The sequence below is a fragment of the Streptomyces sp. NRRL WC-3605 genome, from assembly GCF_001509795.1.
In the GTDB taxonomy this organism is placed as follows: Bacteria; Actinomycetota; Actinomycetes; order Streptomycetales; family Streptomycetaceae; genus Streptomyces; species Streptomyces viridochromogenes.
Map to the genome: position 1 here is coordinate 26,085 of NZ_LLZN01000040.1, position 13,230 is coordinate 39,314.

Below are 13,230 nucleotides of genomic sequence, written 5' to 3' on the forward strand. Positions count from 1 at the left end.
GTGTGACGGGGTGGGCGGGTGCGCCCCGCCCACCCCTGGCCGTTCAGCGTTCCGTCACCTTGCCGTCGGCGACCTCCAGGCGGCGGGTGACGTGGACCGCGTCGAGCATGCGGCGGTCGTGGGTGACCAGCAGCAGGGTGCCCTCGTAGGCGTCCAGGGCCGACTCCAGCTGCTCGATGGCGGGCAGGTCGAGGTGGTTGGTGGGCTCGTCCAGGACCAGGAGGTTGACGCCCCGGCCCTGGAGCAGGGCGAGGGCGGCGCGGGTCCGCTCCCCCGGTGAGAGGGTGACCGCCGGACGCAGGACGTGCTCCGACTTCAGGCCGAACTTGGCGAGCAGGGTGCGCACCTCGACCGGTTCGGTGTCGGGGACCGCCGCGCGGAAGGCGTCCAGCAGCGACTCGTCGCCGTGGAACAGCTTGCGTGCCTGGTCCACCTCGCCGATCAGGACGCCCGCGCCGAGATGCGCCTGGCCGGCGTCCAGCGGCACCCGGCCCAGGAGGGCGGCCAGCAGGGTGGACTTCCCGGCGCCGTTGGCCCCGGTGACGGCCACCCGGTCCGCCCAGTCGATCTGCAGGGACACCGGGCCCAGCGTGAAGGGGCCGCGGCGGAGCTCGGCGTCGCGCAGGGTCGCGACCACCGCGCCGGAGCGGGGCGCCGACGCGATCTCCATGCGCAGCTCCCACTCCTTGCGGGGTTCCTCGACGGTCTCCAGGCGCTCGATCATGCGCTGGGTCTGCCGGGCCTTCGCGGCCTGCTTCTCGCTGGCCTCGCTGCGGAACTTGCGGCCGATCTTGTCGTTGTCGTTGCCCGCCTTGCGCCGGGCGTTCTTCACGCCCTTGTCCATCCAGGAGCGCTGGGTCTGGGCGCGCTCGTGGAGCGCGGCCTTCTTGTCGGCGTACTCCTCGTAGTCGTCGCGGGCGTGCCGGCGGGCCACCTCGCGCTCCTCCAGATAGGCGTCGTAGCCGCCGCCGTAGAGGTTGATCTGCCGTTGCGCCAGGTCGAGTTCGAGGACCTTGGTGACCGTGCGGGCGAGGAACTCCCGGTCGTGGCTGACGACGACGGTGCCGGCGCGCAGGCCGGTGACGAAGCGTTCCAGGCGCTCCAGGCCGTCGAGGTCGAGGTCGTTGGTGGGCTCGTCGAGCAGGAAGACGTCGTAGCGGGAGAGCAGGAGCGAGGCCAGTCCGGCGCGGGCGGCCTGGCCGCCGGACAGGGACGTCATCGGCTGCTCCAGGTCCACGGCGAGGCCGAGCGCGTCGGCGACCTCGTCGGCCCGTTCGTCGAGGTCGGCGCCGCCCAGGCCCAGCCACCGCTCCAGGGCGGTCGCGTACGCGTCGTCGGCGCCGGGCGCCCCGTCGACCAGGGCCTGCGTCGCCTCGTCCATCACGCGCTGGGCCTCGGCGACCCCGGTGCGCCGGGCCAGGAACCGCCGGACGGTCTCGCCGGGCCGGCGCTCCGGTTCCTGCGGGAGGTGACCGACGGTGGCGGCGGGCGGGGACAGGCGCAGTTCGCCCTCCTCCGGGGCGGCGAGCCCGGCGAGCAGGCGCAGCAGCGTGGACTTGCCGGCGCCGTTGGCCCCGACCAGGCCGATCACGTCGCCGGGGGCCACGACGAGGTCGAGCCCGCTGAACAGGGTGCGGTCGCCGTGGCCGGCGGCGAGGTTCTTGGCGACGAGGGTGGCGGTCACAGGGAGCGATCCTACGGCCCCGCCCGACGGGGTCGCCGGGAATATCCGGCCGGTCAGCGGGCCATCGGCTCCACCAGCACGCTGCCCGAGGTACGGGCCACCACGAACGCCTCGCCCTTGACCGCCCTGGCGTCGAGCGGGATGCGGTGGCGGCCCGGCTCCAGGATCCCGTCGAACACCTCGTGGGTGTGGGTGCGGTACAGACGGTCGAGGCGGTAGGCGGTGAGCCGGACCCGGCACGGCGAGGTGACCTCGACCCCGGCCTCCCCGTCGGCGGCCACCAGGCGGGTCAGCCGGCGCCGGTCGAGAGGGCTGCGGTCCAGGGCGTGTTCGATCTGCGCGACCAGCAGCGGCACGATCGGCGCGAGGCCGTCGACGTACACCACGTCGACGCCGGCGTCCGTGAACGCCCGGCGTACGGCGGCGCGCTGGGTCTCCCCCACCGCGCGGCCGAAGGCGACGGCACCGTAGGCGCACAGTTCGTCGGCGGGTACGCCGCTGACGTCGTCGGTGATGTCGGCGCCGACGCCGATGGTGCGCAGCGCGGCGGCGAGCCGGGCGAGGACGGCGACCCGGGCGCCGACGAGGAGCACCCGGCGGCGCGGTGCCTCGGCGGCGTCCCGCAGCAGGGAGTGCAGTGCGGCGCGGTAACCGGCGCCCTCGAAACGGAAGGGGCCTATGCCGTGGTAGCCGTTGAGCTCCAGGTCGGCGTGTTCGTCGGTCTGCCAGGCGAAGTCCTGCCAGATGTAGTCGTCGCCGTCCCGGGCGATGGCCGCGGTGACGGCTCCGCAGGCGAGGTCGGCGCAGTCGGGGCAGCCGTAGACGACGTACCGTCCGCCGGGCAGCGGGGCGTCGGCCTCCAGGAGGAGGCTGCGGACCTGGGCGGTGAAGATGGCGGGCGGGACGTCGGAGGCGAGCGGGGAGACGGCGTCGAGGTCGCAGAGCTGGAACAGCAGCGGGCGGCCGTCGACGATGAAGTCCACGAAGTCCCGGTGCACCTGGTAGTCACCGTTGGCCAGGACGCCGCCGGCACGCATCGCCGGTGCCAGGCCGAAGGTCGCGTACGCGGCAGACATGCTGTGAGTATCCCCAGAGCGGGACCGGTATGAGCGCGGCATGACATATTCCGCTACGTCCGGTTCGGGGGGCGAACGCACGCGCGGGCGCGTTCGGGTGGGCGGGGGCGCGAGGGAGGCGGTTCGCCCGCCTCCCCCACGTCGGTGCGCCCCCTGGGGTCTTTCGTCCGAACGAGAGGCCCTAGCCGTGGTCGTGGCCCAGCGGATCGCCGGAGGTCTCGGTGCCGGGGCCCGGGCCGACCTTGATCTCGAAGTCCCCGTCGTAGCGCTTGTGTCCCTCGATGACGGCGAGGTCGACGGCCTCGGAGCCGATCTCGCCGCGCACGATGACCGGGTCCTGGCGCAGATCGCGCATGAGCGCCACGCACGCCCCGATCATCACCAGGACGAAGGGTGCGGCGGCGAGGATGGTGAGGTTCTGAAGTCCGGTCAGGGCGTCGCCCTGACCGCTGCCGACGAGCAGCATGATGGCCGCGACAGCGCCGGTCACCACACCCCAGAACACGACGACGAACCGGCCGGGTTCGAGGGCGCCCTTCTGGGAGAGCGTGCCCATCACGATGGACGCCGCGTCGGCGCCCGACACGAAGAAGATGCCGACCAGGATCATCACGAGCAGGCTGGTGACCGTCGCGATGGGGAACTCCTGGAGCAGGCCGAACAGCTGCCCCTCGGGGGTGTCCTTCCCGGCGAGCCCGCCGCCCTCCTTCACCTTCATCGCCGAGCCGCCGAAGATCGCGAACCAGATCAGGCTCACCGTGCTGGGCACGAGGATGACGCCGCCGACGAACTGCCGGATGGTGCGGCCGCGGCTGATGCGCGCGATGAACATGCCGACGAACGGCGTCCAGGAGATCCACCACGCCCAGTAGAAGACCGTCCAGCTGCCGAGCCACGCGGCGACGCCCTCGCCGCCGCTGGCCTCGGTGCGGCCGGCGAGCTGGGGCAGGTCGCCGAGGTAGGAGAAGACCGAGGTGGGCAGCAGGTCGAGGACGATGATCGTCGGTCCCGCGATGAACACGAACACCGCGAGGATCAGGGCGAGCACCATGTTGATGTTCGAAAGCCACTGGATGCCCCGCTCGATCCCGGAGATCGCCGAGGCGACGAAGGCCAGCGTCAGCACCGCGATGATCGCGACGAGCAGCCCGGTGCTCACGTCGTCCATCCAGTCCAGCTCCTGGAAACCGGAGCCGATCTGCAGGGCGCCGAGCCCGAGGGAGGCCGCGGAGCCGAAGACGGTCGCGATGATCGCGAGGATGTCGATGACCCGTCCCGCGGTGCCGTTCGCGTGCCGCTCCCCGATCAGCGGGGTGAAGACCGCGCTGATCGTCTGGCGGCGGCGCTTGCGGAACGTGCTGTAGGCGATGCCGAGTCCGACCACCGCGTAGATCGCCCAGGGGTGCAGCGTCCAGTGGAAGAGGGTGGTGGCCATCGCCGTCTCCATGCGTTCGCCGGAGTTGGCGGGGTCCGTGCCGGGGGGCGGCGTCGTGTAGTGCGCGAGGGGTTCGCTGACGCCGTAGAACATCAGGCCGATGCCCATGCCGGCGCTGAACATCATGGCGACCCAGGACACCGTCTTGAACTCGGGCTCCTCGCCCTCGGCGCCGAGGTGGATACGGCCGTACCGGCTGATGGCGAGCCAGAGCGCGAAGACCACGAACCCGGAGGCGGCCAGCATGAACGCCCAGCCGCCGTTGTGGATCAGGCCGTCGAGCAGCGTCGAGGACGCGCTCTCCAGCGAGTCGGTGGCCGCCCAGCCCCAGATCACGAAGGCCAGGGTGATGGCCGCGGTGACTCCGAACACCACCCGGTCGGTACGGCGGGCGGAAGCGCCCGCGGGCGCTTCCGGACCGTCACCGCCTCTCTGCTTCAGATCATCAGTCATCTGCGGCACCTTCCCCTGGAAGCGGTGGATACGCCGGTCACCACGTGTTTTCCAGGACCTACCACAGATTCCGCCACACGGAGCCCGTTCAGCAGCCGGTGTCGGGTTCACCCTCCGTGAGGTGGTACGGGGCGCGGGCGTCCAGGAGGAGCGGGACGAGGGCGCGCAGCGGCTGACGCAGCGGCACATAGGTGCCCCGGGTGCGCACCCCGTGCAGTGCCAGCCGGTCCCGCACCCGCGCGTACTGCTCCGGGGTCAGCCGGTAGCCGCAGGGCGGGTCCTCGATCACCTCGGCCGGTCCGGGAGGGTCGTTGTCGGCGCCGCCCAGGTACACCGGGCCACGGTCGGCCCAGCCGGCGAGCCGGGCGGCGCCGGTGGCCCGCTCGATCCGCCCGCGCTGCTCGTCGCTGAACCGGAACAGCCCGCCGAGCGCGGCCAGCTGGGAGCGCACCCGGCGCCGGTGGTTGAGGGCCGGGTCGGCCCGCTCGGCGTCGGTGAGGGCGTCGACCCGGCTCTCGATGAGCAGGCCGACCGCGTGCTTGACGCCGGTCATGTTCCGCAGGATGCGCTCCTGGCCGTCCCCGGCGACCTGCCGGACCGGCTCGCCCGTCACGGGGTCGGTCCAGATGCCGTAGGTGCCCGTGGAGTGGCCGGCGCGGGCGGCCGCGGGGCGGACGTACGCCTCGGACAGGGTGCGGGCCGCGTCGTGGACGGCGCCGTCCGTGTTGAGGTTGCGCGGCCACAGGTCGAACAGGTCCTTGTCGTAGTACGGGGGTGTGGCGCCGTACTCGTGCAGGTCGTAGACGATGTCTGGCCGTTCGTCGCGGACGACGGCGGCCATGGCGCGGCCCTCGGCGGTCGCGAGGGCGAGGTGGTCGCGGTTGACGTCGACGCCGTCGGCGTTGCCGCGGGTGTCCGCGGCCCGGCCGTCGGGGTTGGCGGTGGGGACGACCAGCACGGTGGTGCGGGTCAGGAGCCGGCGGGTGGCCGGGTCCTTCGCGTAGGCGAGGTCCCGGACGGTGGACAGGCAGGCCTCGCGGCCCGACGGTTCGTCACCGTGCTGGCTGCACACCAGCAGCACCGTGTGCGCCGCCCGGCGTTCGCCGATCCGGACCAGCTGGAGCGGGCGGCCCTCGCCGGTGGTGCCGATCCGGGTGACGGAGACCCGGTCGCTCGCCCGGTCGACGGTGGCCAGCAGGGCCTGCTCCTCCGGCTGGGTCGTCCAGCGGGCCCCGTCCGACGTCTCGAAACCGGTGCGGGGCGGGGACGGCGTCGCGTGCGCGGGCCCCGCCACCAGGCAGGCGGCGAGGGCGGCGCCGGTCAGGGCGAGCGCCCGGACCCGGGTCACCGGCCTCCCTCCGGTACGCGCCCGGCGGAGCGGGGCGCGCCCGTGAGGCCGTCGGGGCGTTCGGCGACGCGCGGGGCGGCGGAGCCCTTCGTGGCCCGGGCGAAGGCGGCCGTGCCGCCCACCAGCGGAACGCGGGCCTCGGTGCGGGACAGGTCGAGGGTGAGGGTGGGCCGGGTCGACGGCGGGTCGATCAGGTCCTTGTCGGTGCCCGCGACGATCAGGGCGAGCCGGTGGCCGGCCGGGACGACGTGGTCGGTGGCGGCCAGGTCGAGGGTGAGCGTGTACGCCCTGCCCGGGGTGAGCGGCCGGCCGTGGTGGGCGGAGGCGTGGGTGCCGAGGTCGGCCCAGCCGCGGCTGACGACGGTGTGCCCCACGTCGGCGGTGTCGGCGGCCGTCCTCAGGTAGCAGGCGCTGTCGCCGGTGGTGCTCGCGCCCCAGCAGTCGCGGTCGGTGAGCGTGGTGACGCCCTCGCCGCTCGCCGCGTAGTCGCGGATCGTGTCGGGGCCGAGGTCGACGAGGACGGCGGACAGATGGGCCGTGGTGGTCGTCGGGGTCGCCGTGACGGTGACCTTCGAGGAGCCGGACAGGCGCAGGTCGCGGGTGAGCGGACGGGTCACGAAGCCCGCCTTGTCGGCGGTGGGAGTGTCGATGCCCGCGGCCCAGTCGGTCTCGCCGCGCCGGGGGTCGTCCGTGAACGTCTCGGTGCCGCGGCCCTTGCGCAGGCCGAGGGCGCCGACGCCGGCCCGGTCGCCGTGGGCGGGGCGCAGGGTGGCGGTGGCGGTGCCGCGCGGCGGCCAGACCGCGGAGGTGACCCACTGGTCGGGGTGGCGCTCGATGTCGGCCATCGGCTCACGGTCGACGCCGTTGTCGTAGCCGAGGAGTTCATGGTCGAACCAGCGGTGCAGGGTCCTCACCCACTCGGCGCGGCGGAAGTCGAAGGGGTCGACGTGACCGGTCTGGGCGAGCCAGATCTTGCGCTCGACGCCGTTCTTCGCGAGGGCGTCCCACCACTGGCCGAGGTGCTTCATGCGGACGTTGAGGTCCTGCGTGCCGTGGACGGCGAAGACGCTCGCCCGCACCTTGTGCGCGTCCTTCACGTAGTCGCGCTCGGTCCACAGGGGCGTCCAGTCGCCGGTGCGCGGTGCCCCGTCGACGAGCTTCTTCTGCACGGCCGCGCACTTGGCGCGGGCGTCGGGGCTGTCGACGTAGTCGGAGAGCCAGTCGGGGCCGGAGTCGTACAGCGGGGCGCCCTGCTGGAAGTAGTAGTCGTACCAGGAGGAGATCGCGCTGATCGGGACGATGGTCCTCAGCCCCTTGACGCCGGTGGCGGCGACGCCGTTGGCGATGGTGCCGTCCCAGCTCTTGCCGATCATGCCGGTGCGGCCGTTGCTCCACGTCGCCCTGGCGCGGGTGGTGCCGGTGCGGCTCGTGTACGCGGTGGCGCGGCCGTTCAGCCAGTCGACGACGGCCTTCGCGGAGAGGACGTCGGAGCGGCCGCCGACGTCGACGCAGCCGTCGGAGCGGTTGGTGCCGGCGAGGTCGACGCCGACGACGGCGTAGCCGCGCGGCACGAAGTAGTTGTCGTAGAACAGGGGCATCCCCACGACGTCGCCGTCCGCGTCGTACGTCTTGCGCTGGCTCTCGTTGCCGCGCCCGCAGCACGAGTAGTACGGGCTGGCGTCCATGATGACGGGCACCTTGCGGCCCTGGGCGGCCGGTTCGCGGGGCCGGACGATGTCGACGGCGACGCGGTCGTGCCGGCCGTCGCGGTCGCCGTCGAGTCCGGTGTCCACCCAGACGGCCTCGCGGACGGCGTTCTCGTAGGAGTGGACGGGGCGGCTCTCGCGCGGGGCCGACTGGGCCGTGGTGGGCGCCAGGAACGTGGCCAGGAGGGCGGCTGTGGCCGCCGTCGCGAGCGTTCTCCAGATCGTCGTGCGCGTACGGTTCGGCATGCGCGGACGGTACATCGGTCAACTCCCGCGCAGAAGAGGGCGGCTGACGGCACGTGAGGAAGGGGTGGCCGATTACCGCCCCTGGGACGGTGCGGTACGTGTCGGCCGAATGGCGATCGTGTGACAGCGGTGGTCATGGACACACCGGATGCACGGGGGGTGAATAGGCTCCCGACAGACTTCGGTCCCCTACGACTTGGAGCTTTCGTGCACCGCAGAATCTTGGCACCGGGTGCCCTGGCGGCCGCCTCCCTGATGCTGGTGATCCCGGCCTCGGCGGCGAGCCACTCCCCCGGTGCTCCGGGCATCGGCGACCCCTACTACCCGGCCTACGGCAACGGCGGATACGACGTCTCCCACTACGACCTGCGGCTGACGTACCGGCCGGCCACGGACGAGCTGGAGGGCACCGCGACCCTGCTCGCGCGGACCACGCGGGACCTGTCCCGGCTGAACCTGGACTTCCTGCTGGACGTCGGGGAGGTCCGGGTCAACGGCGCGAAGGCGGCGTTCGCCACCTCCGGCGAGCACGAGCTGGAGATCACCCCCGGGAAGCCGCTCGACAAGGGCACGGACCTGACGATCGTCGTGCGCTACCGGGGCGTCCCGTCCACGAAGCAGGCGTACGGCTTCACCAGCTGGCACCGCACCCCGGACGGCGGGGTCGCCGCGAACGAGCCCGAGGCCGCCTGGTGGTGGTTCCCCAGCAACGACCATCCGCTGGACAAGGCGACCTACGACGTCTCGGTGCAGGTCCCGGACGGCACCCAGGCCATCTCCAACGGCACGCTGCAGTCGACGAGTTCGCGACTGGGCTGGACCCGCTACAACTGGCGGTCCGACAAGCCGCAGGCGACCTATCTCGCCACGCTCGCGCTCGGCCGGTTCGACGTGACGACGGGGACGAGCGACAGCGGCATCCCGATCGTCAACGCGTACAGCAAGGACCTGGGCCCGCACTACGGGGCCGCGCGGGCCAGCGTCGAGCGGACCGGTGAGATCGCCGACTGGCTCGGCGAGTACTTCGGGCCGTATCCGTTCGGCGCGCTCGGCGGCTATGTGCCGAACACGGACACCGGCTACGCGCTGGAGACGCAGACCCGGCCGTTCTACAGCCCGCGGCAGTTCGCGAACGGGGCGAACACCAGCGTCGTCGTCCATGAGCTGGCCCACCAGTGGTACGGCGACTCGGTGTCCGTGAAGGGCTGGAAGGACATCTGGATCAACGAGGGCTTCGCGCGGTACGCACAGTGGCTGTGGTCGGAGCACGAGGGCGAGGGGACGGCGCGTGAACTCGCCGCCTACACCTACGCCTCACGTCCGGCCGACGACCCGTTCTGGACGGTCCGTCCCGGTGACCCCGGGCCGGAGAACCAGTTCCACAGTGCGGTCTACGACCGGGGCGCGCTGGCCCTTCAGGCGCTGCGGGACGCGATCGGGGACGACGCGTTCTTCGCCGTCCTGAAGGGCTGGACGGCGAAGTACGCCTACGGCAACGCGTCGGTGGCGGACTTCCGCCGGTACGCGGAGGAGGTGTCCGGGCAGCCGCTCGCGGCGCTGTTCGACACCTGGCTGTTCCAGCCGTCGAAGCCGTCCGCGGCGGTGGCACGGGCCGCGTCGGTCGCCGGGCCGACGGCTGCCCCGGCCCAGCCCAAGTCGTGGAAGAAGATCGCCGCGACGAACGGTGTGCACGAGCACTGAGCGCCGGTTCTGTGCGGCGCGTCGCACGGCGGAGGGCCGTCCGCGTACCGGGCGTACGCGGACGGCCCGCCAACGCCGCCAGGCGCCGCGAGCCAGACGCGACGTCCGGAACACGCCCTAGAGGGCCGCGGCGCGCGCGAGCAGTTCCTCCAGGCCGATCGCCGTGGTCTCCGTGGCCGGCACCGTGCAGGCGTGGGCTCCGGCGATCGTGCCGAACAGGGCGCTGCGCAGCGGTGTCTCGCGGTTCAGCCAGGCGTGCAGGAACGCGGCCGCGAAGGCGTCGCCCGCGCCGTTGGAGTCGACCACCGGAGCCGGCGGCGGCGCGGCGGGCAGATGCGTCAGCTCGTCGTCGGCGAGGACGTAGGCGCCCTTGTCCCCGGCCGTGGCGACGACGACCTCGGCCCTCCCCCGCGCGGCGATCTCGCGCAGGGTGCGCTCCGGGTCGCGCAGCGCGGCCGCGGAGAGGAAGACCACGTCGGCGGCGTGGGCGAACGGCTCGTGGTACGGGTTCTCCCCGTCCCAGTCGTGCAGGTCGGTGGAGAGCGTGACGCCGCACTCGCGCAGGACGGGCAGGGCGTCGGCGCAGGGCTGGGTGAGGGACACGTGCGCGTGGCGGCTCGCGCCGGCGAGGGCGCGGAGCGTGTCCTCGGGGAACCGGTCGTCGGGGTGCGTCCTGCTCGTGTCGTACAGGGACAGCCGCCGGCCGTCCGGGCCGACCAGGTTGACGGCGCGCTTGGTGCCGGCGGGCTGCGGGAGGGCGGTGAGCGGGATGCCCTGGTCGCGGTGGAGGGCGCGCACGAGGTCGCCCTCGGGGTCGTCGCCGAGGAAGTCGAGGTGGTGGGTGCGCAGACCGAGGGCGGTCAGGGCGACGGCCACGAAGTCCCCGGTCTGGCCGGCCCGGGTCCGGATGCCGCTGTCGATCATGTAGCTGTCGGCGTACGGGAGCGGCAGCTCCGGCACGCGCACGATGGTGTCGACGCCGGCCCCGCCCAGCACCAGCACGTCGATGGCGCGCCCGGCGGGAGCGGCGGCGTCACCCGGAACGTTCGTGATCTCCGACATGACGCCACCGTAGCGGCCGCCTCCGACAGTGACGCCGCCTAGGAGACGTCCGACCAGGACGCGTTCACACGGCGGCGGACCGCGAACCAGCCCGCGACGAGCGCCGCCGCGATGAGGGGGACGAGGAGGAGCGTCTTGCGGCCGACCTCGGGGTCGTCGGCCATCAGGCCGAGGCAGGCCAGCAGGAAGACGATCGTGGCGATCTCGGTGACCGGGCTGCCGGGGAGCCGGAAGCCCGGGCGGCTCAGCAGGCCCGCGCGGGCCCGGCGGACGAAGACCAGATGGCAGACCATGATGATCACCCAGGTGGAGATGATGCCCAGGGACGCCACGTTGAGCACGATCTCGAACGCCTTGCTCGGCACCAGGTAGTTCAGGCCGACGCCGAGCACACAGACGGCGCAGGTCAGCAGAATGCCGCCGTAGGGCACCTGGCTGCGGTTCATGCGGGCGGTGAACTTCGGGGCGGAGCCCGCAGTCGCCATGGAGCGCAGGATGCGGCCCGTGGAGTACAGGCCCGAGTTGAGGGAGGACATCGCCGCCGTCAGGACGACGAGGTTCATCACGTCGCCGGCCGCCGGGACGCCGATCTTCGACAGCACGGTGACGAAGGGACTCTCGTCGCCCGAGTACACCGAGCCGGGCAGCAGGAGCGCCAGCAGGACGACGGAGCCGCAGTAGAACAGCCCGACCCGCCACATGATCGAGTTCACCGCGCGCGGGACGACCTTCTCGGGTTCCGCGGTCTCGCCCGCGGCGACCCCGACCAGCTCCAGGGCGGCGTAGGCGAAGATCACGCCCTGCATGACCAGGACGACGGGCATCGCCCCGTGCGGGAGGAGACCGCCGTTGTCGGTGATGACGCTCAGGCCGGGGGTGGTGCCGCCGACCTCGTGCCGGGTGGCGAGCAGGAAGACGCCGATCAGCATGAAGGCGACCAGGGTGGCGACCTTGACGATCGCGAACCAGAACTCCATCTCACCGAAGATCTTCACGGAGATCAGGTTCACGGCCAGCACGACCGCCAGGGCGGCCAGGGCGAGCAGCCACTGCGGGATGTCGGTGAACAGGCTCCAGTAGTGCGTGTAGAGCGCGATCGCGGTGATGTCGGCGATCCCGGTCGTCGACCAGTTCAGGAAGTACATCCAGCCGGCGACATAGGCGCCCTTCTCGCCGAGGAACTCGCGCGCGTAGGACACGAAGGACCCGGACGAGGGGCGGTACAGGACGAGTTCGCCGAGGGCGCGCACCACGAAGAAGGCGAAGACGCCGCAGACGAGGTAGGCGAGGGCGAGTGCGGGGCCCGCGCTGTGCAGGCGCCCGCCCGCGCCGAGGAAGAGGCCGGTGCCGATGGCCCCGCCGATGGCGATCATGTTGACGTGGCGGGCCTTGAGGTCCTTGCTGTAACCGGCGTCGCCCGCGTCCGCGGGCGTCTGGGCCGCGGGTTCGCGGGGCGCGGCCACTGCCGTGTTCACGGCGTCCTTGCTCACGGGAGGATCCACTCTCTGGTGCGCCCGAGCAGACCTCACTCGGGTTCCGGACGTACGAGCGGCCCGTGCACCGGATGCGAGCGCGGACCGACGGGGCGCCTTCCCGTTCGCGAACCGGTCACACGGTGGCGTACGTCACAGAGCGTGACCCCTCCGGAGGGGATCCGGTGCGTCGCGGGAGGTGTCACAGCATTGGTGCGACAGCGATACTGCTGCACATGACGACCGGCACCGGGGAGACGACCCTCACGATCGACGAGCTGGCCGCGCGGGCGGGGACGACGGTCCGCACGGTGCGGTTCTACGGCACCAAAGGTCTGCTGCCACCCCCGGTGCTCGGCCCGCGCCGGGTGGGCCACTACGGGCGCGAGCATCTGGCCCGGCTGGCGCTCATCGAGGAGCTGCAGCACCAGGGCATGACGCTGGCCGCCATCGAGCGGTACCTCCAGCAGCTCCCGCCGGACCTGGACGCGCACGACCTGGCCGTTCACCGGGCCGTGGTCGCCTCCTGGGCGCCGGAGAGCGTGGAGACGGTCCCACGCTCCGAGCTGGAGCGGCGGGCGGGGCGCGCGCTCGACGACGGGGACGTGGCGCGGCTGGCCGCGATGGGGGTGGTCGCGGCCGGCGACGACGGCACCTACCGCGTAGACCTGGGGCTGCTGCGGCTCGGCGTGCGGCTGCTGGACGTGCCGCTCTCCCCCGAGGCGATCCTCGCGTCGCGGACGGTCCTCATCGAGCACGCGCGCGACGCGGCCCGGGAGCTGTCGCGGCTGTTCCGCCAGGAGGTCGAGCAGCGGGCCGCCCAGGACGTGAAGTCCCTGTCGGCGTCGATGCAGCCGATGGTGGTGCAGGCGCTGCTGACGGCCTTCCAGCGGTCGCTGCGCGAGGAGCTGCGGGAGTGGCTGGGCGGTGACGCGGCCCCGGACGGCGACGGGCAGCCGGCGCACGGGCATGGACAGGGGGACGGGGACTCTTCGGCGCACGGAGGAGCCCGGTCGGACGGCACCGCCTGACCGGTCCGGGTCCCCG

At 72.7% G+C, this 13,230-nt stretch carries 9 protein-coding genes; 2 read left to right on the forward strand and 7 right to left on the reverse strand.

Features of this window, described 5'->3' with window-relative positions; translation table 11 throughout:
* Positions 1–43 precede the first annotated feature (43 nt).
* The 5 genes from ADL34_RS08040 to ADL34_RS08060 all read right to left on the reverse strand — a co-directional run bounded on the left by ADL34_RS08040 (position 44) and on the right by ADL34_RS08060 (position 7,948).
* Positions 44–1,684 carry an ABC-F family ATP-binding cassette domain-containing protein gene (locus ADL34_RS08040; RefSeq protein WP_062665347.1) on the reverse strand — a complete coding sequence of 547 codons (1,641 nt, stop codon included), beginning with the start codon at positions 1,682–1,684 and terminating at the stop codon, positions 44–46.
* Between the two features lie 53 nt (positions 1,685–1,737).
* Complete coding sequence (locus ADL34_RS08045) at positions 1,738–2,760, reverse strand: hypothetical protein (protein ID WP_062665350.1); 1,023 nt, start codon at positions 2,758–2,760, stop codon at positions 1,738–1,740.
* Positions 2,761–2,941: 181 nt separating this feature from the next.
* Positions 2,942–4,648 (reverse strand): BCCT family transporter, encoded by a 1,707-nt coding sequence (locus ADL34_RS08050; protein WP_107115572.1) that lies wholly within the window; start codon positions 4,646–4,648, stop codon positions 2,942–2,944.
* 88 nt (positions 4,649–4,736) lie between these two features.
* Complete coding sequence (locus ADL34_RS08055) at positions 4,737–5,996, reverse strand: M14 family metallopeptidase (protein ID WP_062665351.1); 1,260 nt, start codon at positions 5,994–5,996, stop codon at positions 4,737–4,739.
* On the reverse strand, positions 5,993–7,948 hold the full coding sequence (locus ADL34_RS08060; RefSeq protein WP_062665478.1) for a Xaa-Pro dipeptidyl-peptidase: 1,956 nt from the start codon (positions 7,946–7,948) through the stop codon (positions 5,993–5,995). The genes ADL34_RS08055 and ADL34_RS08060 overlap by 4 nt, the downstream gene beginning before the upstream one ends.
* Positions 7,949–8,155: 207 nt before the next feature.
* Here ADL34_RS08060 and ADL34_RS08065 point away from each other — a divergent pair, with 207 nt between their 5' ends.
* Positions 8,156–9,649, forward strand: coding sequence for a M1 family metallopeptidase (locus ADL34_RS08065; RefSeq protein WP_199835539.1), 1,494 nt, complete (start codon positions 8,156–8,158; stop codon positions 9,647–9,649).
* A gap of 117 nt (positions 9,650–9,766) precedes the next feature.
* Here the strand turns inward: ADL34_RS08065 and ADL34_RS08070 are convergent, their stop codons facing one another.
* Together ADL34_RS08070 and ADL34_RS08075 are read right to left on the reverse strand one after the other, a co-directional pair.
* The gene (locus ADL34_RS08070) at positions 9,767–10,711 is read right to left on the reverse strand and encodes a PfkB family carbohydrate kinase (protein ID WP_062665352.1); all 945 of its coding nucleotides are present in this window, start codon (positions 10,709–10,711) and stop codon (positions 9,767–9,769) included.
* A 38-nt stretch (positions 10,712–10,749) separates the two neighbouring features.
* On the reverse strand, positions 10,750–12,201 hold the full coding sequence (locus ADL34_RS08075) for an amino acid permease (protein WP_062665353.1): 1,452 nt from the start codon (positions 12,199–12,201) through the stop codon (positions 10,750–10,752).
* A gap of 218 nt (positions 12,202–12,419) precedes the next feature.
* Here ADL34_RS08075 and ADL34_RS08080 point away from each other — a divergent pair, with 218 nt between their 5' ends.
* The gene (locus tag ADL34_RS08080; protein WP_079034026.1) at positions 12,420–13,214 is read left to right on the forward strand and encodes a MerR family transcriptional regulator; all 795 of its coding nucleotides are present in this window, start codon (positions 12,420–12,422) and stop codon (positions 13,212–13,214) included.
* Positions 13,215–13,230 lie beyond the last annotated feature (16 nt).